Raw genomic sequence first — 22,820 nt, 5'->3', positions numbered from 1 at the left:
CGACAAATGTAGAACATCAGCCGCTCGCCCAAGCTGCGAATCAGGGAGAACCCGATTGTCACGCGTGAAAAGCGTTCTTCTTGTCGATTTCGACAATATCTACGCGGCAACGGGCGAAGGCTTCACCGAAAACGTTGCAAACTGGCTTCTCTGGCTTGAGGATGGCGCGCTGTCGTACAAGCAGAAGCGCCGGAAATTCCTGGCCAAGCGCGTGTACTGGAACCTGCAGCATGATGTGCACAGGCCAGCCTTCGAGGCTGCCGGGTTCGAGGCCTTCAATTGCCGCGCCTTTGCCAAGAACAAGATATCGTCGGGCAAGAGTTCGGCTGATATCGTGCTGACCATGGATGCCATCGAAATGGCGCTCCATCTCAAGGACCTTGAGGAAATCATCGTCCTGACAACCGATTCAGATTTCGTGCCTGTTGTGAATCGCATCCAGTCTCCCCGCCTGCGGGTCGTGACCGCCGGCAAGGAAACCGACCCGACTTACGAACTCTACAGCCAGCATGCCGACGGCGTCGTTCACATGTCGGCGCTCAAGGCGGCGTGCGAGTATGAGCGCACCAAACGCAAGTGGTACAGGTTCCGTAGTCCGCCGCCTGATGTTGCGGCCCCGCGGCTGGTTCAGGAGCGCCGGTCGCCGCTGATGATGAAGGTGCGCAACGCCGTCCGTGACGAGGCCGAATCCCACGATCCACGCCCGCAGGACCAGCACCCCCACCTGACCCGCGCCGCCGAACTCGTCATGGAGCTTGGCGCCCGCACACCCGACCAGCCGATTGCCCGTGAGAAGATCATCAAGGCCCTGTCGGCCATTCCGGACTTTTCCACAACGCCGCTCAAGGGCCAGCCGGCCTGGTTCGGCCTGCGCAACTTCGCCGTGATGATGATGCGCCTGCGCGCCATCGAGCCGTGCATCGAGGTGCGTCCGCAGAAGCGCAATGGCACGCAGGTGATCTGCCGCGTGCCCAGGAAGGCGGCTCCAGCCGTTGTGCAGGCCACCGCAGAAGCCACCGCATAGTGGACGCCGCGCGCGTGGCGCATTAGAGCCTGTAGCGACAGCCACTGCAGGACCATTCCATGTTCGATATCCGCGCCCTTCGCGAAAACCCGGAAGCCTTCCGCCTCGCCTGGAACCGCCGCAAGCCGGGCCTCGGCGATGTCGTGGACGATATCCATGCGCATGACGCCGCCCTTCGCAGGGCGGTCACCGACAAGCAGGACGCAGAAAAGGTCCGCAACGAGACGTCCAAACTGATCGGCCGGGCCAAGGCCGAGAAGAATGAGGAAGAAGCCGCCCGCCTGATGGCGCTCGTCGCTGAGGCCAAGGACACGATCGAAGCGGCCGGCGAACAGGAAGCCGCCGCCAAGGCGCTGCTCGACGAATTGCTGATGGGCCTGCCCAACCTGCCGCTGTCAGACGTGCCGGACGGCCCGGACGAGCATGCCAATGTCGAAAAAAGCCGCTGGGGCGAACCCAAGCGCATCAACAATCCCAAGGACCATGCCGACCTTGGCGAGGTGCTGAAAAGCGGTCTCGGCTTCCCGCAAATGGATTTCGAAAGCGCCGTGAAGATGAGTGGCGCGCGGTTTGTTGCGCTGCGTGGGCCTCTCGCCCGCATGGAACGGGCGCTGGCGGCCTTCATGCTCGACTTGCAGACGTGCGAGCATGGCTATGAGGAAGTGAGCCCGCCGCTTCTGGTGCGGGATAATGCGCTGATCGGGACGGGGCAGCTGCCGAAGTTTGCGGAAGACTTGTTCGGGGTAGTTTCGGGCAGCCCGATTGAGAGTAAGAATTTGCCAGCTTTCGAAGCTCAGGCTTCTGGTAAGGCCGTCTTCGACGAAGACTATCTGACACATCGCCTAATCCCCACTGCCGAAGTCCCGCTCACGAACCTCGTCCGCGAGCAAATCCTCGACGCTTCCCGCCTCCCTCTTCGCTTCACGGCACACACGCCCTGCTTCCGGTCCGAAGCGGGCAGCGCGGGGCGCGATACGAAGGGCATGATCCGGCTGCACCAGTTCAACAAGGTCGAACTCGTCTCCATCGTGGAGAATGAAGAAGCCGGCCTCGCCGAGCTCGAGCGCATGACGGGCTGCGCCGAGGAAGTGCTCAAGCGCCTGGACCTGCCGTTCCGCCGGATGCTGCTCTGCACCGGCGACATGGGGGCAGGGGCCCGCAAGACCTATGACCTCGAAGTCTGGCTGCCGAGCCAGAACACCTATCGCGAGATCAGCTCGTGCTCCTATTGCGGCGACTTCCAAGCCCGCCGCATGGACGCGCGCTTCCGCAAGGAATCCGGGGCCAAGCCCGAATTTGTCCACACACTCAATGGCTCCGGCCTCGCCGTCGGCCGCACCCTGGTCGCCGTGATCGAGAACTACCAGAACGAAGACGGCTCCATCACCGTGCCGGACGTGCTGCGCCCGTACATGGGCGGGCTGGAGACAATCGTATGAGAATCCTCCTCACAAACGATGATGGCATCAATGCGCCCGGCCTCGCCGTGCTGGAAGATATTGCCAAGGAGCTGACCGACGATATCTGGATCGCCGCGCCGGAAGAGGAACAGTCCGGCAAGGGGCGCGCCATTTCGCTGACCCATCCGGTGCGCACCCGCAAGGTCGGCGCCAAGGCCTGGGCCGTGGCCGGTACGCCATCGGACGCCGTGCTTCTGGCCGTGCAGGACCTGATGCCCGATGCGCCGGACCTTGTGCTCTCCGGCGTCAATCGCGGCCAGAACATTGCAGAGGATACGAGCTTTTCGGGCACCATTGCGGCGGCCATGTTCGGCATGCAGCTGGGCATCCCGTCGATTGCCCTCAGCCAGGCGCAGAGTTTCCGCGAGCGCGGTTCGCTGCCATGGGACACGGCCAGGGCATGGGGTGCGCGCACCCTTCGGCCATTGATCGAGATTCGTTGGCCGAACGATGTCGTGATGAACGTCAACTTCCCGGACCGTGAGCCCGAAGACGTTCAGGGCATCCAGATCACCCGTCAGGGCTTTCGCGATGAAAGCATCATCCATACCGACCGGCGCGAAGACCTGCGCGGGAATGACTATTACTGGATCGGCTACAAGGGGAAGCTGTCGAAACCCGATGCCGGAACGGACCTGCGCGCGATCTATGACGGTTATGTCTCGGTTTCGCCGCTGCACGTCGACCTGACGCACGAGGCCTATCTCAAGGAATTGCGCGAGACATGGCCGAGCTGATCGCTGATCCCTTCCGCGCCGCGCGGCTTGTCCTGCACCTGCGGCAAGAGGGAATCACCGATGACGGCGTGCTGAAGGCGATGGAGACGATTGACCGGGGCGCGTTTGTCGACGGCCCCGGGCTCGACAAGCTCGCCTTCGAGGACTGCGTCCTGCCGATTCCCTGCGGCCAGATCGTGCCGCGCCCTGCCGTCACCGGCCAGCTGCTGCAGGCCCTGCAGATCCGCCAGGTACGGGAGGCGCGCATCCTTCTGGTGGGCGTCGGCAGCGGATACACGGCGGCCCTGGCGGCCCAGCTGGGCGCGGATGTGTTTGCGATGGACCGTTACCGCCGCCTGTGCGACGCCGCCCGCCGGCGCATGCTCGACCTTGGCCTCGGCAATGTCGCGGTCCGCCATGGCGATGGCCTGTTCGGCTGGCCCGAGCGCGGCCCGTATGACCGCATCCTGCTGACCGGCGCGATTGAGGAAGTGCCTGACGCGCTGTTGCAGCAACTGGCGAAGGGCGGCGTGCTGATTGCGCCGATCCAGACGGCCGGCGCGCAGCATCTGTTGCGCGTTGGTGTGGATGGCACACAGGAGCGTCTCGCCATCGCTCGGCCGCTTCCGCCGCTGATGGACGGGGCGTCAAAGGCGCTTTAGGACAGATTCACGCCGCCTGCAGGGCTTGTTTGCCAATGCCAGCGGCCACAGCTATAGGGTCAAGTCTTTCGCGGGCGCCATGATCGGCGACGCGGCACACGGGTTACAGGGAGTGGACCATCATGTTGAACAAATTCGCCGCGGCAACCGTCACTTTTGTGGGTCTGTCCCTTCCGGCACTGGCCCAGGCTGCCCCAGCCGCAGCAGGCCCCGGCATCCTGACGCAGGTGATGTTCTTCCTGCCGCTGATCCTGATTTTCTACTTCCTGCTGATCCGCCCCCAGCAGCAGCGCGCCAAGAAGCACCGCGCCATGATCGAAGCCGTCAAGCGCGGCGACAATGTCGTCACGTCCGGCGGACTGATCGGCAAGGTCTCCAAGGTTGGCGAAACCGAAGTGACCGTCGAACTGGCGGAAAATGTGCGCGTTCGCGTGATCAAGGCCATGATTGTCGAAGTGCGCGGGAAGACCGAACCGGTCGCCGCCAACGACTAGGCTCGCCGTTCCGGCCATTCTCCCGTCCAAGGACTAATACATGCTACAGTTTCCCGTCTGGAAGGTCAGCCTGATCGTCGGCATCTTGTTGTGGGGGGTGATGATGGCCCTTCCCAATGTCGTGAACATGTCCGGCGCGCCGGCCGGGGTTCCCAAGCAGGGCGTCAATCTCGGCCTTGACCTTCAGGGCGGCGTCTACCTGATGATGGAGATCAATCCCGACGAAGTCGTTGCCAACCGGCTCGAAGTGTTCGCGATCGACATTCGAAACGCTCTGGGCAATCGCGATGGACAGCCGCTGATCGGGCACCTGTCGGAAGTCGACGGACGCGTCCTGAATGTGAGCCTGACCCGGCCTGGCGCCGATGGCAGCTTTCCTGTGGACGAGGCGCTCACTCGCATCCGCAAACTGAATGGCAGCGTCGAAGGCGCCATTGGCGGGGCGAAGACCTATGAGATCGAGGCGGCCGGCCCTGCGCTCATCACCGTCACCGTGCCGGGGTCATCGGAAGAAACGCTGATGAAGGATGCGCTGGCCAAGACGATGACCATCGTGCGCCGCCGCGTTGACCCGGAAGGCGTCAGTGAGATTTCGATCACGCCGCAAGGCAACAGCCGCATCATCCTGGAAGCGCCCGGCGAGCCGGACGCGACCCGCCTGAAAAGCCTGCTCAGCCGCGACGGCAAGATGACGTTCAACCTTGTCGAAAGCAGCCCGTCGGCTATTGCCGCCGCCGAAAAAGGCGTCGTGAAGCCCGGCTATCGCCTGCTGTCGGGGCCTGAAACTGGTCCGCTCCTCGTGCGCAACATTCCGGAAGTGACAGGCGCAGATATCGCCACGGCCAGCCAGGGCTATGATGACGGTAACCGCCCCCAGATCAATTTCCGCCTCAATGGCAATGGTGCGGCCAAGTTCTTCCAGACCACCCGCAACAATTCCGGCAAGCTGTTCGCCATCGTCCTCGATGACACGATCATGTCCGCGCCGCGTATCAACGAGCCCATCCCGGGCGGCAGCGTGCGGATCACCGGCGATTTCTCGATTGAGGAAGCACAGGATCTCGCGGCCATCATCGAGGCGGGCGAAATGCCGGCCAAGGTCCAGTTCCTCGACCAGCGCACGGTCAGCGCCACGCTGGGGCAGGATTCGATCCGTGCCGGTGTCCGCGCCTCGCTGATCGGCCTTGCACTCGTCGCGGCCTTCATGATCCTGGCCTATGGCCTGATGGGCTTCTTTGCGGTCGGTTCACTTGCCGCCAATATCATCCTGATTGTCGGAGCACTGTCTGGCCTCGGCGCCACGCTGACGCTGCCGGGCATCGCAGGCATTATCCTCACCATTGGTATGGCGGTGGACGCCAACGTGCTGGTGTTCGAGCGCATCCGGGAAGAACAACGCGCCGGGCGTTCGCCGCTGACCGCCGTTCAGGCGGGTTACGAGCGGGCCCTGTCGACCATTCTGGATGCCAACATCACGACATTCATTGCCGCCGCGATCCTTTACCTGCTGGGTTCCGGCCCGGTGAAGGGTTTCGCCGTCACGCTTGCCATCGGCATCATCACCTCGGTGTTCACGGCATTCGTGCTGACCCGCTGGTTCACAGTTTCGTGGCTCAAGGGCTTCAAACCCAAAAAATTCGTGCTTTAGGCCGACAGGAGAGAAACCATGTTGCTCAGATACTGGCCTGAAGACACCAAGCTCAATTTCATGGGCCTGCGCCTTGGCGGCGCCATCCTGTCCGTGCTCCTGATAACCGCCTCGATCTTCCTCCTGTCGACGCGGGGCCTGAATCTAGGCGTCGATTTCGCCGGTGGCACCGTCATGGAACTGCAGCAGACCGAGACCCTGTCTGTGGAATCGATTCGGGCCGCGATGCCGTTCCCTGCCGAAGTGAACAGCGCCGTCGGAACCGATGCGCGGTCGATCGTCGTCGTGAAGTTTGGCGCAGCCGATCCGTCGCTGCTGGGTGAGGAATTTGCGACCCTCGCACCTGAATTGCAGGCAGAGCGGGCGCAGCAACTGACCAATGAAATCGTCGCCAGCACGCTTAAGGAGAAGCTTGGCCTCGCGGACGAGGATTTCCTGCGCGATGATTCTGTCGGTCCGAAAGTGTCAGGTGAACTGTTCCGCTCCGGCATCATGGCACTCGTTTCTGCGCTTGTGCTGATGCTCGCCTACATCTGGCTGCGCTTCGAATGGCAGTTCTCGGTCGGCGCTGTCGCGGCTCTCGCCCATGACGTGATCATCACGCTCGGCGTCTTCTCGCTGCTGCAGCTCGAGTTCAACCTGACGACCATCGCCGCGCTCCTGACGATCATTGGTTACTCCATGAACGACACGGTCGTCGTATTCGACCGCGTGCGGGAAGAACGCCGCAAGTACAAGAAGATGGCCGACCGCCAGGTGATCAACCAGTCGCTCAACCTGACGCTTTCGCGCACCCTGCTGACATCCGGCACGACACTGCTGGCTCTGTTCGCAATCTTCTTCCTCGGCGGTCCCGTCCTGCGCGGCATGAGCTTCGCGCTGATCTGGGGTATCGGTATCGGTACCTATTCGTCGATCTTCATTGCATCCTCGATCGTGCTGTCGCTCGGCATGGACCTGAACAAGAAACCGGCCGAGGATGTGACCGGCTTCCAGGGCGTTCGCTAGATATCGAGCACGATCATCCGGTCGCTCAGCGCCTGGATCGCTGTCTGCGACGAGTCAGAATGCACGAGCAGCGACCGGAAACTCTCCGGCGTGAAGCCGCCATCGATGATCTTTTCCATCAGGTCGAAGAAGGGTTCCCAGAACCCGTCTTCATCCAGGAACGCCATAGGCTTGGCGTGAAGGCCAAGGCGCGCCCAGGACAGGATCTCTACGGCCTCTTCAAGCGTGCCAATCCCGCCCGGCAGCACGATAAACGCGTCCGATTCGTCGAACATCATCTGCTTGCGTGTGTGCATGTCCTCGACGATGCGATGTTCGACATCTTCGAAGATCCGCTCCTTCTGGAGCAGGAAGCGGGGCATGATCCCCAGAACGTCGCCGGCCGATTGATGCGCCGCGCGGGCGCAGGCACCCATCAGGCCTACACCGCCGCCGCCATAAACGAGCCGGATACCCTGCCTGGCCAGTTCACGGCCAAGCTCCTCGGCGAGCGCAATATAGCCGGGGCTGACGGCATCAGACGCACCGCAATAGACGCAGATGGATTTTAGCTTTGTCATGGGGGAATCCGGCTGTTTGAACGACCCGCACAGTTAGCCATTGAGACGCCATCTTGCCAGTTCCAATGTCCGTGACGTTACGTGACAGTCAGTTGGCGTTTTGTCTTCCGGCGATTCCGCCCCATATGGCCGGGATGACAAAACCGACCGAAACGACCGAAACGCCAGCCAATCACGACAAGATCGACAGTGCTGATGGCGGCATTGGCGTTTCGATCCTGCGGATCCTCAAACTGCTCGGCCGGTCCGAACTCGCCAGGTGGCGCCCGACCATGGCGATCGCGGTGATCCTGACGCTTGTGGCATCCGTGCTTGAGGTGGTTTCGCCCCTCGTGCTTGGGCACGCGATCAACCAGGCCGCGCCGAAAGCCGGCATCGCCCCCGCGTTCGCGTCGGCTGCCCTCTGGCTGTCGATCGGTATCGGCGTCCGCTTCCTGGCGGCCGGTCTTCCGCAGATGCGCGATTACCTGTTCGCACCGGTCAGCCAGGATGCGCAGCGTGTCGCCAGCGTTGATGCGTTCGGCCACGCCCAGTTGCTCTCCCTGAACTTTCACCAGACGCGCCGCACAGGGGCGCTGAACCGCATCATCGAGCGGGGCGCAGGGGCGATCGATTACCTGATCCGCTTCCTGGCGTTCAATATCGGGCCGACCTTCATACGCCTGATCCTCGCGTCAATCGCCCTGGGCGTCGCCTATGATATCCGCCTCTCCCTGATCGCCGTGGCCACGATCATCATCTACGTGATCGCCACCGTCGTCATTACTGAATGGCGCGTGCGCCAGCGCCGCCGGATGAACGAGGCGGACACGCATTTCCGCGCCATGGCGGTCGACATCCTGACCAATTTCGAGACGGTCAAATCCTTCGCGGCCGAACGGCGCGAAACCGGGCGCTTCGATACCGCCATGGGCGTCTACAATGACCGCTACGTCGAGACCGTGCGCAGCATGTACATCCTGAACGCGGTTCAGGCACTGGTGATGAATGCCGGCCTGCTGGCCGTGCTGGTCCTGTCGGCCTGGAACGTGATCGATGGCAGGATGCAGATTGGCGACCTGACGGCTGTCATGCTGATGCTGCTCTCGCTCTATGCACCGCTGAACATCCTTGGCTGGGCCTGGCGCGAGATCAAGCAGGGCGCGGTGGACCTCGAAAAGCTGTTTGGCCTGCTCGCGATGAACGCCGACGTGTCCGATGCTGCAGATGCCGTCGATCTGGTCGCGCCGAAAGGCGACGTGAAATTCCAGCATGTCGGCTTCTCCCATGAAGGCCGCGCAGTCGGCGTCAGTGATGTCAGCTTCCACCTGCAGCCCGGGAAGAAGATCGCCTTTGTCGGCACCTCCGGGGCCGGCAAGTCCACGCTATTGAAGCTGCTCTTCCGCTTCTACGATGTCGAATCCGGGCAGGTCCTGGTCGATGACAGGGATGTGCGCTCGCTGACGCAGGAATCGCTGCGCAAGGCGCTGGGGCTCGTGCCGCAGGACGTTGTTCTGTTCAATGACACGATCCGTTACAATATCGGCTATGCCTGCCCCGAAGCGACCGAAGACGACCTGCGCGATGCGGCCCGTCGTGCGCAGCTGCTCGAATTCATCGACAGCCTGCCGGATGGCTGGAACACGCGCGTCGGCGAACGCGGGCTGAAACTGTCCGGCGGCGAGAAGCAGCGCGTCGGCATCGCCCGGGTGATCCTCGCTGATCCGGCCATCCTCGTGCTAGATGAGGCGACGTCCGCACTCGACAGCGCCACCGAGGCCGCTGTGCAGGACGCGCTTGAAGAGGCGGCTGAAGGGCGTACAACGCTGATGGTTGCCCACCGCCTGTCCACCGTGAAATCTGCCGACGAGATCCTCGTGCTTGAAGCGGGAAGGGTCATCGAACGCGGCAACCACGCGGTCCTGCTGGCCAAAGGCGGCAAATATGCTGATATGTGGGAACGTCAGGCGAAAAATGCCGACCTGGCATTGGTTGACGACTAGAGTTTGCCCGGGGAAGGGGCTGTTGGAATGTCTGAAGATCTCGATCGCAGGAATACGCCCTGGATGAATATCGGCCTTGACTGGGAAGGCGTTGCGGCTGCGCTTGGCGCGCTGCTTGTGGCCCTCCTGCTCGGCGCGCTTTGGTCTCCGCTGTTCTGGATCGGCTTTGCCGGTGTCGTCCTGGCGCTCATGGCCGCCCGCTGGTCGCACCGGACACCGCCGGACCTTGCCAATGGCGTCGTGGCGCCCTGCGATGGTGTCGTCGTCTCCGTGGAACGTGTGGAGGCGCCTTCCGAATTGCGCCTGATGGATTCCAGCACCACCCGTATCCGCATTGCATCCGCCCCCTCGTCGACCAACAAGGTCTACACGCCAATTTCTGGCAGCCTTGAATCGATGATCTATGAAGCAGGCGAGAACAGCGTGCCGCTGGCAACGCGCGCTGAGGATGACGGTCTGGCACGCGCCTATCTCACCTTCGAAAGCCGCGGCCAGCAGGTCGGCGTGCGCCTTGCGTCCGGCGGCCTCGGGCCCCGCATCGACCTTGCAGCGGAAGCCGGCGACATCGTCCGTCTCGGCCGCCCCTTCGGCACACGACGGCTTGGCGGCTGGTGCGATGTCTTCGTCCCGACCGCCGTAGGCATGCTGATCTGGCCCGGACAGACGCTGGTCGGCGGCGAGACGGTCATGGGTCGTCTCAAGGCGCAGGCTGACACAGAGCTTTTCGATGGGGTCACCGAAGCGGAAACGGAAGGCGAAACGGTACGCGAGATCGAATCCGAAGCTGAGGCTGCGCCCGAAGAGGACGAGGAGGATGATTACCCCTCGCCGGAAGACATTTCCACACCTGACGACCCGGCCGTGATCCTGGCGCGCCTGCGGGAAACATCACGCCGCCACGACGAATAGCGGGGCCAGCGTTCAGTCGTCGCTGTCCTGCGGTGCGCCGCCATTCATCCACGCAAACAGCGGCTTCAGCGGCAGGATCCAGGCAAACCCGGCGATCAAGTAGAACACGAGCTGTGCCCAGCGCGGCCAGCCGTCGATCATGCCGGAAAACGTGGCGACCAGCACGATATAGAGGACAATGAACGCAAGCAGGATCAGGCTGGCGACGGGTTTGCGCATGGCGGTCTTGGTTCCTGTCAGGCTCGGATAGGGAACGCTGCGACACGGTTGCCTCTTGCCGCGCCTCACCAATAGACCATTTAGGCCGCATGTCTCAAACAGGCAAATCCCCTCTCGCAACAAGCTGGATGCGAAACTGGCTCGTGATAATCGGCGTGCTTGTCTACGCGATGATCCTGATCGGCGGTGCCACGCGCCTGACCGATAGCGGCCTCTCCATTACCGAATGGGATCCCATCAAGGGGGCCTTGCCGCCCATGAGCGATGCGGCATGGCAAAGCCTGTTCGAGAAGTACCAGCAGACAGCCGAATACCGGCTGCAGAATTCCGGCATGTCACTTGGCGAATTCGAACAGATTTTCTGGTGGGAATGGGGCCATCGTCTGTTCGGCCGCCTGATCGGTCTTGTCGCCATGTTCGGCTTTGCCATCTTCGCCATTCGCGGCTGGCTCAGCCGCCGTCTCGCGACCCGCTTCGTCATCCTCATCCTGCTAGGCGCGCTGCAGGGCTTCATTGGCTGGTGGATGGTGTCCAGCGGTATCGGCGAAACCACCCGCGTCGATGTTGCGCCCTACCGCCTCGCAACCCATTTCATGCTGGCGCTGGTCATCATCGCCGGAACGGCCTGGCTGTGGCTCGATCTGGGCGCCAGGACGCGCACGCCGGTTGCGCCGCGCGTGCGCACGGTCGCCGCGGTGCTTTTGGGACTGATCTTCGTCCAGATGGCCGCCGGCGCCCTCGTGGCCGGGCTTGATGCCGGGCGCAGCTATACTGACTGGCCCTTGATGGCCGGTGAATTCGTGCCCGGTTCCTATCTTGGTGAAGGCCTTGGCCTGCGCAGCCTGTTCGAAGGCCGCGCAACCACCCAGTTCAACCACCGCATGCTGGCCTACCTGATCTGGGTCATCGCGCTCGTGGCCGCGTGGATGTTCCGCAGGACCGCCCTCAGGAACGCGTCTGCCGGCCTGGCCGTGCTTGTCAGCCTGCAGGCGGTCTGGGGAATCCTGACGCTCGTCAGTGCCGCGCCAATGAGCCTGGCGTTGGTCCACCAGGCCCTTGGCGTCATCGTCACACTGGCCGCTGTCCGGCTGGTCTGGCTCTCCCGCAGCCCGGATCAGTTGGTCGACAATGTCAGCGGGCTCGGGTCGACAAACACGGCATGATGCTCACCGGGCCGGGTCTCGCCCGCAATGACGATCAGTCCGCCCGGATACCCGCCCGACATCATCGTGCCCATCGCGGCCAGCGCGACCGGCGTGTCCGGGGCGACGACGGTGATCCCGTCTTTCACGCTGATCTCGGCATTGGTCATGCCAAGGTCGGTCGAGATGCCCAGCTTGCCGTCCTCCAGCGAGACCAGCGCGTCGAGTGGTCCGCGCACCAGCGAAGCGGCGCTGGAGGCGCGGGGCGAGGCAACCAGTGTGTCGCTGGTAAAGGCGCATGATTTGACCGGGAAATCAGTGAAGGTCGATGTGCCGGCCGTCCAGGCCAGCTCGCCATCCGCTTCGCGGATGATCCCGTTCTGCAGGACGCGATTGTTCGTTTCGGTCCAGAAGGCGAGGCGCATCAGGCCCGTGCCCGGCGCGGGGCCGGAGCAGACGCCGCCGATTGCTTTATCGGCATTGACCGGCAGGTCGATCTGGGCCGGGGCGATCAGGCCTTCGCCATAGATATAGGCCTTGAGTTCGCCGTCGCGCGTGATTCCGGGGAATACGGTGATCGAACGCTCCTCGACGACGGAGGATTGGCCGCCTGCCAGCGATTTCAGCCGGAAATTGGACTTTTCGCCCAGTTTTTCAGCCTCCATGTCGTAAAATTGCAGGCCGCCCTTCTCATAGGCGACCGCCAGAATGCCGCGTAATCCGCCTGACAGCGCGATGGAGGCGACTTCGCCCTCTAGCGGGCGCGTGGACCAGACGGCCGGAAGGACCGTGCCTGCAGCAATCACAGGGGCTTCAGCCCCGGAATCAGCTTGTTTGTCTTGTTTGGAACAGGCCGATGCCGTAAAAAGCAGGGCAAGGCCAACCCCAGCGTTGACAAGGGGGGAAGCGGCGCTTAAACGCCAGCGCTTGAATTGCATTCCATGAACTCCGAAAGCGAGAGGCTCTGATTAGAGCGATGAAAACCTATAACGCACCAGCAGATGTGGAGCACAAGTGGGTCGTGATTGACGCGACTGACGTCGTCATCGGACGCCTTGCTTCTTACGTCGCCAAACGCCTTCGCGGCAAGCACCGCGTCGATTTCACACCGCACATCGATACGGGCGATCATGTCGTCATTATCAACGCGGATAAAGCGAAATTCACAGGCAAGAAGCTGACCGACAAGATCTATTACCGCCACACCGGTTATCCGGGCGGTATAAAGTCGACCACGCCTGAGAAAATCCTCAACGGCAAGTATCCTGAGCGCGCCATCCAGATGGCTGTGAAGCGCATGATGCCGAAGGAAAGCACGCTCGCCCGCACCCAGTTCGGCAAGCTGCGCGTCTATGCCGGTGCCGAGCACCCGCACACGGCCCAACAGCCGGAAGTCGTCGATTTCAAGTCGATGAACCGTAAGAACATCAAGGCGGCCTAATCCATGACCGATACTGCAAACTCCCTCCAGGACCTCGGCACCATGTCCGGTACGCCTGCTGCTGACGCGCCTGTCGCGAAGATCGAACCGAAGATCGACGCACTCGGCCGCGCCTACGGCACCGGCCGCCGCAAGGAAGCCACTGCCCGCGTCTGGATCAAGCCGGGTACCGGCAAGATCACGATCAATGGCCGCGACCAGGAGCAGTATTTTGCCCGTCCGGTTCTGCGCATGGTGATTGCCCAGCCGCTGATCGAAACCGGCCGTGATTCCGAATTCGACGTCATCGCCACCGTCAAGGGCTCCGGCCTGATGGGCCAGGCCGGTGCTGTCCGTCACGGTATCTCGCGCGCCCTCGTCAACTATGAGCCAGGCCTGCGCGCCGTGCTGAAGCCATTCGGCTTCATGACTCGCGACCCGCGCGTCGTCGAACGCAAGAAGTACGGCAAGGCCAAGGCCCGCCGCAGCTTCCAGTTCTCCAAGCGCTAGGCCGTATTCCGGTTTTCCAATTCCGGCGGGCGCTTCGGGAACGAAGCGCCCGTTTTTTATTGTTCTGTGGTGGGGGGCGGGAATGCTGCCAAAGGTTTTCATAGATGGCGAAGCCGGCACGACCGGCCTGCAGATTGCCGACCGGCTGCGCCAGCGCAGCGATATTGACCTGGTCTCGATCAACCCGGCCAGGCGCAAGGACATCGACGAGCGGGCGCGCCTGATGAACATGGCCGATGCCGTGATCCTCTGCCTGCCCGATGATGCCGCCCGGCTCGGCGTGTCGCTCGTGACCAGCAAGAACACGATCATCATTGATGCCTCCACGGCCCACCGCACGGCAGCAGGCTGGACCTATGGCTTTCCCGAGATGGACAAGGGCCAGCGCGCCGCGATCCAGGCATCCACGCGCATTTCCAACCCCGGCTGCTACCCGACGGGCGTCATCGCCCTCGTGCGTCCGCTGGTGATGCGGGGGCTGCTGCCACCGGCGCACCCGGTCACAGTCAACGCGGTGTCGGGCTATACAGGCGGCGGCAATGCGATGATTGCCGAGTTCGAGAATGCGGACGCCCCCAACTACACGGCCGACAATTACCGCATCTATGCCCTCGGCCAGAAGCACAAGCATCCGCCCGAAATGATGCGCCATGGCCGCCTCGCCAACCTGCCTATGTTCACGCCCGCCGTCGGTCGGTTTGCGCAGGGCATGATCGTGGAAGTGCCACTGCCACTCTGGGCCCTGCCACGCAAGCCGCGCCGGGCCGACCTGCACGCCGCGCTGGCGGATGCCTTCCATGGCGAACGTTTCGTGCGCGTCGTGCCGCTGGCCGAGTCCGACGGACTGACAAGCCTCGAACCGGAAGGCTGCAACGGCACCAACCGGCTTGAACTCTATGTCTTCGGTACGGACGATCAGGCGCGCCTCGTTGCGCGGCTCGACAATCTGGGGAAGGGGGCCTCCGGCGCGGCGGTCCAGAACCTCAACATCGCGCTGGGGCTGGATGAGTGGACCGGGCTGGAAGCTTGAGTCCATTTAACTGCATTAGCTCATCCCGGGCCAAGTCGAAGGACGAGCGCTGATCCGGGTCTATTTCAGCGGTAGCTTGATGTCCTGCAGGCGCACGCGCACATAGGTGCCCGGCGCGTCGCCGAGGCCCATGTCCTTGGGTTCGACAGCGGCTTTCTTCTTGCCGGATTTCGGCCGAAGCCACTCCCACCAGTAAGGCCACCACGAGCCGGGGTGTTCCTCGGCTGTTTCCAGCCATTCGGCCCCGGTCTCGGTGATCTTGCCGCCGGTCCAGTGCTGGTATTTCTTGCTGTCGGGATGGTTCACCACGCCAGCAATGTGGCCCGAGCCTGACAGGACGAACTTGGTGTCGCCGCCAAACACGGTGGCCGTGCGGTATACGCTCTCGAACGGGCAGATATGGTCGTCGCGGCTGGCCTGCACCATGACCGGGATTTTGACATTCTTCAGGTCGATCTTTTCGCCCAGCAGTTCGAAGCCGCCGCTCGACAGCTTGTTGTCGGAATAGCAGTTCTTCAGATAGCTCTGGTGAACCGCCCCGGGAATATTGGTCTGGTCGGCATTCCAGTAGAGCAGGTCGAACGGACGCGGCGCCTTGCCCAGCATGTACTGGTCGATGACATAGCGCCAGACGAGGTCGATCGGCCGCAGCCAGTTGAAGGTCTCGTACATCATCGCGCCGGGCATGACGCCGCCATGCTCCTCGATGATGGTGTCGATATAGTTGCGCCCGGGGCCATCGGTGAAAACCTTCAGGTCGCCTGCCAGTTCGAAATCCGACTGCGAGGCAAAGAATGTCGCCGACGCAACCCGATCGTCTCCATGGGCCGCCATATGGGCCAGCGTGCCGGACAGCAGCGTGCCGCCAATGCAATAGCCCACGGCGTTCAGTTTCTTGGAACCGGAGGCCTGCAGCACCGCTTCGACAGCGGCATAGACACCTTTCCTGCTGTAATCGTCCCAGGTGTAATCCTGCGTCACCGCGTCGGCAGAGCGCCACGACACGACGAACACGGTGAGGCCCTTGTCGACCAGCCAGCGGATCATCGAATTCTCTTCGCGCAGGTCCAGGATGTAGAACTTGTTGATCCAGGGCGGGAAGATCAGCAGCGGCCGCGAATAGGTCTCCTCCTGCGTCGGCGCATACTGGATCAGTTCGATCAGGTCATTGCGGAAAACGACCTTGCCCGGCGCCGTGGCGATGTTCTTGCCGATCTCGAACGGTGTCTCGTCGGTCTGGCTGATATGCAGCTTGCCGCCGGCTTTCTTCACATCGGCGCGGGCGAGGCGAATGCCGTTCAGCACGCTTTCGCCGCCGCTCTCGAGGAAGGCGCGCAAGGCCTGCGGATTGGATCCGAGATAATTTGTCGGCGACAGCGTGTCGGTCAGCTGCTGCGTGAAGAACTTGGCGCGCAGGTGGATATTGTCCGGCAGGTCCGGCGCATGGTCGGCCAGGCCCATCAGCCAGTTGCGGTTCACGTCATACGCCTTGCGGATAAACTTGAAGCCGGGATTGGTCTGCCATTCAGGGTCTGCGAACCGCTTGTCCGTTTCCGGGGCAGCAGGCGTGCCCATCGCTTCGGTGGCCATCTCCTGCCACAGCTTCATCCAGCCCTGCATCAGTTCCAGATTGGCATTCATCAGCGCCATCGGATTGCGCGCAAGGCTCTTGCCGACCTCCTGGAACGCGTCGACGGCACCCATCGGGTCGCCCTTCGCCATGGTTCCCACCGGGCCGGACCCCATCAGCACGTCGCTGATCAGCGCTTGCGATTCCGTGTTGGCCAAGGCAAGCGTTGTCATCAACACCTGCAATTGCATCGGATTCTGCTCAGCCATCAGCGAGCCGAGAGACGCGAGTGCAGCCTTTTCTTTGGTTTTGCCGCTCATCTGTCCCAATATCGCCTGTTTGTGGATGCGTAACTATTCATCAGAATGTTTGTGATTTAATGAGTTTAACCATGAAAAACACGACGATTCCCCTCTTAGGCGTGTCATGCCTGTTGCTGGTCGGGTGCTCCAGCTCGTTCGCGAAGGTGCGCGGCGCCGTTAACCAGGCGCCGGACTGGTACGAAACCCGCCGGGTCGAGATCCGGGGTGAGGGCTATCCGGAACTGGTTGACGTGCCCACGATCGCACCGGGCGAAGAGCCCGGCAAGACGCTGCCTGCATCAGGCCTGCGCGTTGCGGCGCTGACCGCCGAGTTCGCCAACAACGCACGAGCGGAATTGCCGGCCGATGGGCCGGCCAAAATCGCCGCCGTTGGGAACGCGATCCGGCAGCAGTTTGCCGGATTCGACGAGTCCTCGAATTTTCTTACTGACGCCGAAATTGCTGCTATCAGGAACAGCTTCAACGTACCGCGCGTCACCCAGGGTCTGAAAGGCCAGAGATGAACACCGAATTTCACAAGATCAGGCGCCTTCCTCCATACGTTTTCGAGCAAGTGAACAGGAGCAAGGCAGCCCTCCGCGCGGAAGGCGCTGACATTATCGACCTTGGCATGGGCAACCCGGACCTGCCGACACCGAAGCACATTGTCGACAAGCTGGTCGAAACCGCCCGCAAGCCGGACGTTAACGGCTATTCCGCCTCGCGCGGCATTCCGGGCCTGCGCCGGGCCGTGACCGACTATTACAAGCGCCGCTTCGGCGTGACGCTGGACAAGAACAGGGAAGTGATTGTCACGCTGGGCTCCAAGGAAGGCTTTGCCAACCTTGCACAGGCCATTTCCGCGCCCGGCGACGTCATCCTCTCGCCCGATCCGTCCTACCCGCTGCACTCGTTCGGCTTCATCATTGCGGGCGCCTCGATCCGCGCCGTGCCTGCGCCGTCGCCGGAGGACTATCTCCGCAACCTGGAAAAGGCCGTCAAGCACTGCGTGCCGCCGCCGACCGCCATGGTGCTCTGCTATCCATCCAACCCGACGGCCGATGTCTGCGATCTCGAATTCTACAAGGACGCGGTCAAGTTCGCGAAAAAGCACGATCTCTGGATCCTGTCCGACCTTGCCTACAATGAAATCTATTTCGAGGAGCCGACACCCTCGATCCTCCAGGTGGATGGCGCAAAAGACATCGCGGTCGAATTCACCACCATGTCCAAGACCTATTCCATGGCCGGCTGGCGCATGGGCTTTGTCGCAGGCAATGAAACCCTGATCGCGGCCCTCGCGCGCGTGAAATCCTATCTCGACTATGGCGCCTACACGCCGATCCAGGTGGCCGCCGTGGCCGCGCTCGACGGCCCCCAGGATTGCGTTGACGATTTCCGTCAGATCTACAAACAGCGCCGCGATGTGCTGGTTGAAAGCTTCACGCGGGCAGGGTGGGCCATCCCCAGCCCGAAAGCCTCCATGTTCGCCTGGGCGCCCATTCCGGAGCCCCTGCGCCATCTCGGCAGCCTCGAATTCTCGCTGATGCTGATGAACGAGGCCCATGTGGCCGTGGCACCGGGGGCGGGCTTCGGCGAGCATGGCGATGGCCATGTCCGCATTGCACTCGTGGAGAATGAACAGCGCATCCGCCAGGCCGCGCGTAACATCCGCAAGTTCATGAGCAAGCACGGCGTCAAGGAACTTTCAGCCACTGCGGCCGAGTAGGGGTATAGCCCGACCCGCGCTTGGGTGTGCCGCGTAATCTCTGAATCATTCTCGCAGGACGGGTCACGCCCTCGGCTTGACCCGTCCTGCGGCGCTTTTCTCTGCGGGGCCCCCATGAGTTACAAGGATGAGCTTCCCGAGGGCTGGTATCGCGCCTTCACCCCTTTCCCCCAAGGCCCAAAAGGGCTAGGCAGCAGCCCGAAACACAAGAGATGAAAAGGGGCGCCTTTTGGGGCCGTTGAAAATCGGAATAGCAGGTCTCGGCCATGTCGGCTGTGGATTGATCGAACTGGTTGAACGTCAGGACAAGTTGCGCTTGCCCGGACGGGTCGAGATCACGGGCGTCAGCGCCCGCAGCCAGAGTCGCAACAGGTCCGTCGATACGGACAAGTACCGCTGGTTCGATGATGCCGCCACGCTGGCTGAAGACGCTGACGTCGATGTCTTCATCGAACTCATCGGCGGATCGGATGGCCCGGCCAAGTTCGCCGTCGAAAGCGCGCTCAAGGCCGGCAAGCACGTCATCACGGCCAACAAGGCCCTGATGGCCAAACACGGCATGGCGCTCGCGTCGCTGGCCGAGGAAAAAGGCGTCGACCTCCTGTTCGAAGCGGCGGTCGCAGGCGGGATCCCGGTCGTGCGCGTGCTCCGCGACAGCCTTGCCGGGGTTGAGATCAAGCGTGTTGCGGGCATCCTGAACGGCACATGCAACTTCCTGACGACCACCATGCTGGAAACCGGCCGGTCCTATGACGAGGTTCTCGAAGAGGCCCAGAAACTCGGCTATGCCGAAGCCGACCCGACGCTTGACGTGTCCGGCATGGACGCTGCCCACAAGGCCGCCATCCTGTCGGCCATCGCCTTCTCGGCCGATCTCGATTTCTCCAAGGTCAGCGTCTCGGGTGTCGACCAGATCGACCTCCTGGACCTGAAACTCGCCGACCGCCTCGGCCTGCGCATCAAGCTGATCGCCGAGGGCGTCCTGACGGATGTCGGCGTCGTCTGCCGCGTCGAACCCATGGCACTCTCGGCCAATCACCCGCTGGCGCGCGTCAACGGCTCGCTCAACACCGTCCGCATCGAGGGCGACCCCGTCGGGGCCATCACGCTAACGGGGCCGGGAGCAGGTGCAGGCCCGACCGCCAGCGCCGTCATGGGCGACGTCGCCAAGATGTTCCGCCCGGCCATTCGGCCCGCCTTTGGCCGCGCAGAGCACCATCTCGCCCGCCCGTTCGTGACCAGTGTCGGTGATGAAACGTCCGCTTTCTTCCTGCGCGTCCGTCTGGCTGACAAGCCGGGCGCCCTTGCTGCCCTGACCGAGGCGCTGGCGGCTGAAGGTGTCTCGGTGAACCAGCTCCTGCAGGATTCGGCTGACGAATCCGGTGCCAGCCCGGTTGCCATCGTGACCCACCGCTGCCCGCGCTCGCACATGAAGGCTGCCCTGGCACGTCTTGAAAAGCTGACAATGCTGATCGACGCGCCACGCCTCATGCGGATCGAAACGGCAAACTAGTTAATCAAATGAATCGCGCCGTGTTTCATGGTCGCGCCAAGGGATGGAATGCGATGAAAAACAATGTTCTGACACCGGGCCTCGCTGATGCCATGGTCCGCGTGACCGAGCTGGCTGCCATCGCGGCAGCGACCGAAGTCGGCCGCGGCGATGAGAAGAAGGCCGATGCTGCGGCCGTCGACGCCATGCGCAGCGCCTTCAACGCCGTGGACTTCAGGGGCCGTGTCGTCATCGGCGAGGGCGAACGCGACGAAGCGCCGATGCTCTATATCGGCGAGGAAGTCGGCACCGGCAACGGCCCGGAAATCGACATTGCGCTTGATCCGCTTGAGGGCACCACGCTCACGGCCAAGGCCATGTCCAATGCGCTGGCCGTGCTGGCTATTGCGCCGCGCGGCGGCCTTTTACACGCGCCCGACACCTATATGGACAAGGTTGCCGTCGGTCCCGGCTATCCGGAAGGGATCATCAGCCTCGACGTGACGCCTGCCGAAAACGTCACGGCCCTCGCCGCCCACAGGGGTGTGCCCGTGACCGAGATGACCGTCTGCGTCCTCGACCGCCCGCGCCACGAGGACATCATTGCCAGCCTGCGCGGCGTCGGTGCTCGCATCGCCCTGATTACGGATGGCGATATTGCAGGTGTCATCGCCACGACTGATCCGCAGACCGGGATCGACTTCTATGTCGGTTCAGGCGGCGCGCCCGAAGGCGTGCTGGCAGCGGCCGCCCTCAAATGTGTCGGTGGCCAGATGTACGGGCGCCTCATCTTCCGCAATGACGACGAGAAAAAGCGGGCCGCGCGCGTCGGCATCACCGATTTCGACCGGATTTATTCGCTGAACGAACTTGCGTCCGGTGACACGGTGTTCTGCGCCACGGGCGTCACCAATGGCAGCATGCTGAAAGGCGTCCTCACCAAGGGTGGCCGCGTGCAGACGCACACGCTCGTGATGACCTCCGCTGACGGCATGGTCCGGCACGTCCGGTCCGACCGCAAGGCCTGAGAACTGTGCGGGCAGGTCACAGCCGCCCGGATTTGGGCTAGAATGGATTTCCCGATTCTCTGACAGGAAGCCCATCCCGATATGGCAGAAGGCGCACGCCAGACAAGCTCCCGCCTTTTTGGGGTGGACCAGTCCGCCACAGGGCGGTTCTGGACGCTGGCGGAGGCTGACGAGGCCCTTGTGCGCCGTCTCGCCCCCAGTGTGGGCGGCTCCGACCTGCTGGCGCGTCTCCTCGCCACGCGAGACGTCGATCCGGCCAGTGCGGCGAGCTACCTGGCGCCCACTTTGCGCGATTATTTCCCCGATCCGTCCAGCTTTGCCGACATGGACAAGGCGGCCGGGATCGTCCTCGACGCCATTCTTGACCGGAAACAGGTCACCGTCTTTGCCGACTATGATGTCGACGGCGGCACGTCCTCGGCCATCCTCGCCCGCTATTTCCGTGCATGGGGGCTCGACCTCGGCCTGTACGTGCCTGACAGGCTCGAGGAGGGCTATGGCCCGTCTCCGGCGGCCTTCCGCCACCTCAAGGACACAGGCTCCGATCTCGTCATCACGGTCGACTGCGGGGCGGCCGCAATCGCCGCGCTGAACGAGGCGGAATCCATCGGCCTGCCGATTGTCGTGATCGACCACCACCTGATGTCCGGCGAACACCCGCCATCGGCAGCGCTGGTCAATCCGAACCGCCCCGATGACACGTCCGGCTGCGGCCACCTCGCGGCGGCAGGCGTCGTTTTTGTCTTCGTGGCGGCGCTGAACCGTCTGGCGCGCGAGCGTGGCATCGCGCCGGATGGCGGCCTGCCGGATATCATGCCCTTCCTGGACCTCTGCGCCCTTGGCACGCTGTGCGACATGGCCCCGCTGCATGGTGTGAACCGCGCCTTCGTGCGGCAAGGCCTCACCATCATGGCCCGCGACCAGAATCCCGGCCTGCGCGCCCTCGCTGACGTGGCCGGCATCGGCAAGACCGAGACCGTCTATCACGCCACCTTCATGCTGGGGCCGCGCCTGAATGCCGGGGGCCGGGTCGGCGATCCGTGGATCGCAGCGAAGCTCCTCGCGACGGACGACCGGCAGGAGGCCATCGAACTGGCCGAACGCCTCCATGCGCTCAATGACGAACGCAAGGCCGTCGAGAGCGCCATTCTCGACCAGGCCATGGCGCAGGCCGAGCAGGCGCTTGCCCGCAACCCGGATCGCGGCATCCTCGTCGCCAGCGGCGAGGGCTGGCATCCCGGCGTCATCGGCATCGTCGCAGGCCGCCTGAAGGACCGCTACCACCTGCCCAGCATCGTGATCGGATGGGGGGAGGGGCTGGGCCCCGTCGCCAAGGGGTCGGGCCGCTCCGTCACCGGCGTGAATATCGGCGAGGCCATCACCACGGCGGCGCGCGAGGGCATCATCCTCTCCGGAGGGGGCCATGCCATGGCGGGCGGCCTCAGCCTCGAACCGTCGCAGGTCGCCGCCTTCGACGACTGGATGGTGGCGCATATGGCGCAGTTCTCGGCCGAGCGGACTGCAGCCCTCGAACTGAAGATTGACGCGGTGCTGGCGCCCGGCGCCGCGAGCCCGGCGCTGGTCGATCAGATCGCGCAGATCGGACCCTTTGGCATCGGTTCGCCGGAACCCGTCTTTGCGCTCCAGTCAGTGCACGTCACTGGCGTGCGCCAGGTCGGTGCCAACCATGTTCGCTTCATTGCAGAAGATGCTGGCGGACGCCTCGAATGCATCGCCTGGCGGGCGGCCGATACCCCGCTCGGGCACGTCCTGACCAATGGTGCCCGCGTGCATCTGACCGGAAAACTCAAGGCCGACGAGTGGAACGGACGCCGCCGTGTCCAGCTCGACGTGGCAGATGCTGTCGCGGGCTGAACATTCTGCAGATATGGGGCGAAACCGGGTTGCCCTCACC

At 63.1% G+C, this 22,820-nt stretch carries 22 protein-coding genes; 18 read left to right on the top strand and 4 right to left on the bottom strand.

Annotated elements, in window-relative coordinates:
- Positions 1-64 precede the first annotated feature (64 nt).
- The 7 genes from VR74_RS00825 (at position 65) to secF (ending at position 7,012) form a co-directional block, all read left to right on the top strand.
- Positions 65-1,024, top strand: a complete 960-nt coding sequence (locus VR74_RS00825) for an NYN domain-containing protein (protein WP_299949269.1) — start codon at positions 65-67, stop codon at positions 1,022-1,024.
- A gap of 59 nt (positions 1,025-1,083) precedes the next feature.
- On the top strand, positions 1,084-2,463 hold the full coding sequence (serS, locus tag VR74_RS00820; protein ID WP_045693591.1) for a serine--tRNA ligase: 1,380 nt from the start codon (positions 1,084-1,086) through the stop codon (positions 2,461-2,463).
- On the top strand, positions 2,460-3,221 hold the full coding sequence (gene surE / locus VR74_RS00815; RefSeq protein WP_045693590.1) for a 5'/3'-nucleotidase SurE: 762 nt from the start codon (positions 2,460-2,462) through the stop codon (positions 3,219-3,221). Before serS ends, surE begins: the two co-directional genes overlap by 4 nt.
- Positions 3,209-3,862 (top strand): methyltransferase domain-containing protein, encoded by a 654-nt coding sequence (locus VR74_RS00810; RefSeq protein ID WP_045693588.1) that lies wholly within the window; start codon positions 3,209-3,211, stop codon positions 3,860-3,862. Before surE ends, VR74_RS00810 begins: the two co-directional genes overlap by 13 nt.
- Positions 3,863-3,984: 122 nt before the next feature.
- Positions 3,985-4,356: a preprotein translocase subunit YajC gene (yajC, locus tag VR74_RS00805; protein WP_045693586.1), complete on the top strand. Its 372-nt coding sequence runs from the start codon at positions 3,985-3,987 to the stop codon at positions 4,354-4,356.
- A gap of 40 nt (positions 4,357-4,396) precedes the next feature.
- Positions 4,397-6,004 carry a protein translocase subunit SecD gene (gene secD, locus VR74_RS00800; RefSeq protein ID WP_045693584.1) on the top strand — a complete coding sequence of 536 codons (1,608 nt, stop codon included), beginning with the start codon at positions 4,397-4,399 and terminating at the stop codon, positions 6,002-6,004.
- 18 nt (positions 6,005-6,022) lie between these two features.
- On the top strand, positions 6,023-7,012 hold the full coding sequence (gene secF / locus VR74_RS00795) for a protein translocase subunit SecF (protein WP_045693582.1): 990 nt from the start codon (positions 6,023-6,025) through the stop codon (positions 7,010-7,012).
- Here secF and VR74_RS00790 read toward each other — a convergent pair.
- Positions 7,009-7,572: a TIGR00730 family Rossman fold protein gene (locus tag VR74_RS00790; RefSeq protein WP_045693580.1), complete on the bottom strand. Its 564-nt coding sequence runs from the start codon at positions 7,570-7,572 to the stop codon at positions 7,009-7,011. The two genes, secF and VR74_RS00790, sit on opposite strands and share 4 nt — an antisense overlap.
- A gap of 134 nt (positions 7,573-7,706) precedes the next feature.
- On the opposite strand from VR74_RS00790, the gene VR74_RS00785 reads away from it, so the two are divergent.
- Together VR74_RS00785 and VR74_RS00780 are read left to right on the top strand one after the other, a co-directional pair.
- Positions 7,707-9,554: an ABC transporter ATP-binding protein/permease gene (locus VR74_RS00785; protein ID WP_045693636.1), complete on the top strand. Its 1,848-nt coding sequence runs from the start codon at positions 7,707-7,709 to the stop codon at positions 9,552-9,554.
- Positions 9,555-9,581: 27 nt separating this feature from the next.
- Entirely contained in the window at positions 9,582-10,463 is an 882-nt protein-coding gene (locus VR74_RS00780) for a phosphatidylserine decarboxylase (protein WP_045693578.1), read from the top strand.
- A 12-nt stretch (positions 10,464-10,475) separates the two neighbouring features.
- On the opposite strand, the gene VR74_RS00775 is transcribed toward VR74_RS00780, so the two are convergent.
- The gene (locus VR74_RS00775; protein ID WP_045693575.1) at positions 10,476-10,682 is read right to left on the bottom strand and encodes a DUF2842 domain-containing protein; all 207 of its coding nucleotides are present in this window, start codon (positions 10,680-10,682) and stop codon (positions 10,476-10,478) included.
- Between the two features lie 128 nt (positions 10,683-10,810).
- Here VR74_RS00775 and VR74_RS00770 point away from each other — a divergent pair, with 128 nt between their 5' ends.
- The gene (locus VR74_RS00770) at positions 10,811-11,845 is read left to right on the top strand and encodes a COX15/CtaA family protein (protein WP_299949253.1); all 1,035 of its coding nucleotides are present in this window, start codon (positions 10,811-10,813) and stop codon (positions 11,843-11,845) included.
- On the opposite strand, the gene VR74_RS00765 is transcribed toward VR74_RS00770, so the two are convergent.
- Positions 11,797-12,762 (bottom strand): hypothetical protein, encoded by a 966-nt coding sequence (locus VR74_RS00765; protein WP_045693572.1) that lies wholly within the window; start codon positions 12,760-12,762, stop codon positions 11,797-11,799. The two genes, VR74_RS00770 and VR74_RS00765, sit on opposite strands and share 49 nt — an antisense overlap.
- Before the next feature lie 38 nt (positions 12,763-12,800).
- Between VR74_RS00765 and rplM the strand changes: the two genes are divergently transcribed.
- The 3 genes from rplM to argC all read left to right on the top strand — a co-directional run bounded on the left by rplM (position 12,801) and on the right by argC (position 14,784).
- Positions 12,801-13,265, top strand: a complete 465-nt coding sequence (gene rplM / locus VR74_RS00760; protein WP_045693570.1) for a 50S ribosomal protein L13 — start codon at positions 12,801-12,803, stop codon at positions 13,263-13,265.
- A gap of 3 nt (positions 13,266-13,268) precedes the next feature.
- Complete coding sequence (rpsI, locus tag VR74_RS00755) at positions 13,269-13,754, top strand: 30S ribosomal protein S9 (protein ID WP_045693569.1); 486 nt, start codon at positions 13,269-13,271, stop codon at positions 13,752-13,754.
- A gap of 82 nt (positions 13,755-13,836) precedes the next feature.
- Positions 13,837-14,784, top strand: a complete 948-nt coding sequence (gene argC, locus VR74_RS00750; protein ID WP_045693567.1) for an N-acetyl-gamma-glutamyl-phosphate reductase — start codon at positions 13,837-13,839, stop codon at positions 14,782-14,784.
- 60 nt (positions 14,785-14,844) lie between these two features.
- Here the strand turns inward: argC and phaC are convergent, their stop codons facing one another.
- Positions 14,845-16,674: a class I poly(R)-hydroxyalkanoic acid synthase gene (phaC, locus tag VR74_RS00745; RefSeq protein ID WP_045693565.1), complete on the bottom strand. Its 1,830-nt coding sequence runs from the start codon at positions 16,672-16,674 to the stop codon at positions 14,845-14,847.
- A 71-nt stretch (positions 16,675-16,745) separates the two neighbouring features.
- Here phaC and VR74_RS00740 point away from each other — a divergent pair, with 71 nt between their 5' ends.
- From VR74_RS00740 to recJ, 5 genes are all read left to right on the top strand, one after another.
- On the top strand, positions 16,746-17,180 hold the full coding sequence (locus tag VR74_RS00740) for a hypothetical protein (RefSeq protein WP_045693563.1): 435 nt from the start codon (positions 16,746-16,748) through the stop codon (positions 17,178-17,180).
- A complete protein-coding gene (locus VR74_RS00735; protein ID WP_045693561.1) occupies positions 17,177-18,385 on the top strand; it encodes an LL-diaminopimelate aminotransferase in 1,209 nt (402 codons plus the stop codon). The genes VR74_RS00740 and VR74_RS00735 overlap by 4 nt, the downstream gene beginning before the upstream one ends.
- 229 nt (positions 18,386-18,614) lie before the next feature.
- Positions 18,615-19,898, top strand: coding sequence for a homoserine dehydrogenase (locus VR74_RS00730; RefSeq protein ID WP_045693558.1), 1,284 nt, complete (start codon positions 18,615-18,617; stop codon positions 19,896-19,898).
- A 53-nt stretch (positions 19,899-19,951) separates the two neighbouring features.
- A complete protein-coding gene (gene glpX, locus VR74_RS00725) occupies positions 19,952-20,905 on the top strand; it encodes a class II fructose-bisphosphatase (RefSeq protein WP_045693634.1) in 954 nt (317 codons plus the stop codon).
- Positions 20,906-20,986: 81 nt separating this feature from the next.
- Positions 20,987-22,780: a single-stranded-DNA-specific exonuclease RecJ gene (gene recJ, locus VR74_RS00720; protein WP_045693557.1), complete on the top strand. Its 1,794-nt coding sequence runs from the start codon at positions 20,987-20,989 to the stop codon at positions 22,778-22,780.
- Positions 22,781-22,820 lie beyond the last annotated feature (40 nt).

Origin of the sequence: Hyphomonas sp. BRH_c22, assembly GCF_000961795.1 — a bacterium.
Taxonomy (GTDB): Bacteria; Pseudomonadota; Alphaproteobacteria; order Caulobacterales; family Hyphomonadaceae; genus Hyphomonas.
The sequence above is the reverse complement of the archived record's forward strand: the minus strand, read 5'-3'. Positions and strand labels throughout refer to the sequence as shown.

Excerpts from the sequence above, each read along its gene's own strand:
- VR74_RS00735 (WP_045693561.1), top strand. The coding sequence starts at position 17,177 with ATGAACACCGAATTTCACAAGATCAGGCGCCTTCCTCCATACGTTTTC.
- VR74_RS00785 (WP_045693636.1), top strand. The coding sequence starts at position 7,707 with ATGACAAAACCGACCGAAACGACCGAAACGCCAGCCAATCACGACAAG.
- VR74_RS00810 (WP_045693588.1), top strand. The coding sequence starts at position 3,209 with ATGGCCGAGCTGATCGCTGATCCCTTCCGCGCCGCGCGGCTTGTCCTG.
- yajC (WP_045693586.1), top strand. The coding sequence starts at position 3,985 with ATGTTGAACAAATTCGCCGCGGCAACCGTCACTTTTGTGGGTCTGTCC.
- VR74_RS00765 (WP_045693572.1), bottom strand. The coding sequence starts at position 12,762 with ATGCAATTCAAGCGCTGGCGTTTAAGCGCCGCTTCCCCCCTTGTCAAC.
- VR74_RS00775 (WP_045693575.1), bottom strand. The coding sequence starts at position 10,682 with ATGCGCAAACCCGTCGCCAGCCTGATCCTGCTTGCGTTCATTGTCCTC.
- secF (WP_045693582.1), top strand. The coding sequence starts at position 6,023 with ATGTTGCTCAGATACTGGCCTGAAGACACCAAGCTCAATTTCATGGGC.
- recJ (WP_045693557.1), top strand. The coding sequence starts at position 20,987 with ATGGCAGAAGGCGCACGCCAGACAAGCTCCCGCCTTTTTGGGGTGGAC.
- phaC (WP_045693565.1), bottom strand. The coding sequence starts at position 16,674 with ATGAGCGGCAAAACCAAAGAAAAGGCTGCACTCGCGTCTCTCGGCTCG.
- glpX (WP_045693634.1), top strand. The coding sequence starts at position 19,952 with ATGAAAAACAATGTTCTGACACCGGGCCTCGCTGATGCCATGGTCCGC.
- serS (WP_045693591.1), top strand. The coding sequence starts at position 1,084 with ATGTTCGATATCCGCGCCCTTCGCGAAAACCCGGAAGCCTTCCGCCTC.
- VR74_RS00740 (WP_045693563.1), top strand. The coding sequence starts at position 16,746 with ATGAAAAACACGACGATTCCCCTCTTAGGCGTGTCATGCCTGTTGCTG.
- rplM (WP_045693570.1), top strand. The coding sequence starts at position 12,801 with ATGAAAACCTATAACGCACCAGCAGATGTGGAGCACAAGTGGGTCGTG.
- VR74_RS00790 (WP_045693580.1), bottom strand. The coding sequence starts at position 7,572 with ATGACAAAGCTAAAATCCATCTGCGTCTATTGCGGTGCGTCTGATGCC.
- rpsI (WP_045693569.1), top strand. The coding sequence starts at position 13,269 with ATGACCGATACTGCAAACTCCCTCCAGGACCTCGGCACCATGTCCGGT.
- surE (WP_045693590.1), top strand. The coding sequence starts at position 2,460 with ATGAGAATCCTCCTCACAAACGATGATGGCATCAATGCGCCCGGCCTC.
- VR74_RS00780 (WP_045693578.1), top strand. The coding sequence starts at position 9,582 with ATGTCTGAAGATCTCGATCGCAGGAATACGCCCTGGATGAATATCGGC.
- argC (WP_045693567.1), top strand. The coding sequence starts at position 13,837 with ATGCTGCCAAAGGTTTTCATAGATGGCGAAGCCGGCACGACCGGCCTG.
- secD (WP_045693584.1), top strand. The coding sequence starts at position 4,397 with ATGCTACAGTTTCCCGTCTGGAAGGTCAGCCTGATCGTCGGCATCTTG.
- VR74_RS00770 (WP_299949253.1), top strand. The coding sequence starts at position 10,811 with ATGCGAAACTGGCTCGTGATAATCGGCGTGCTTGTCTACGCGATGATC.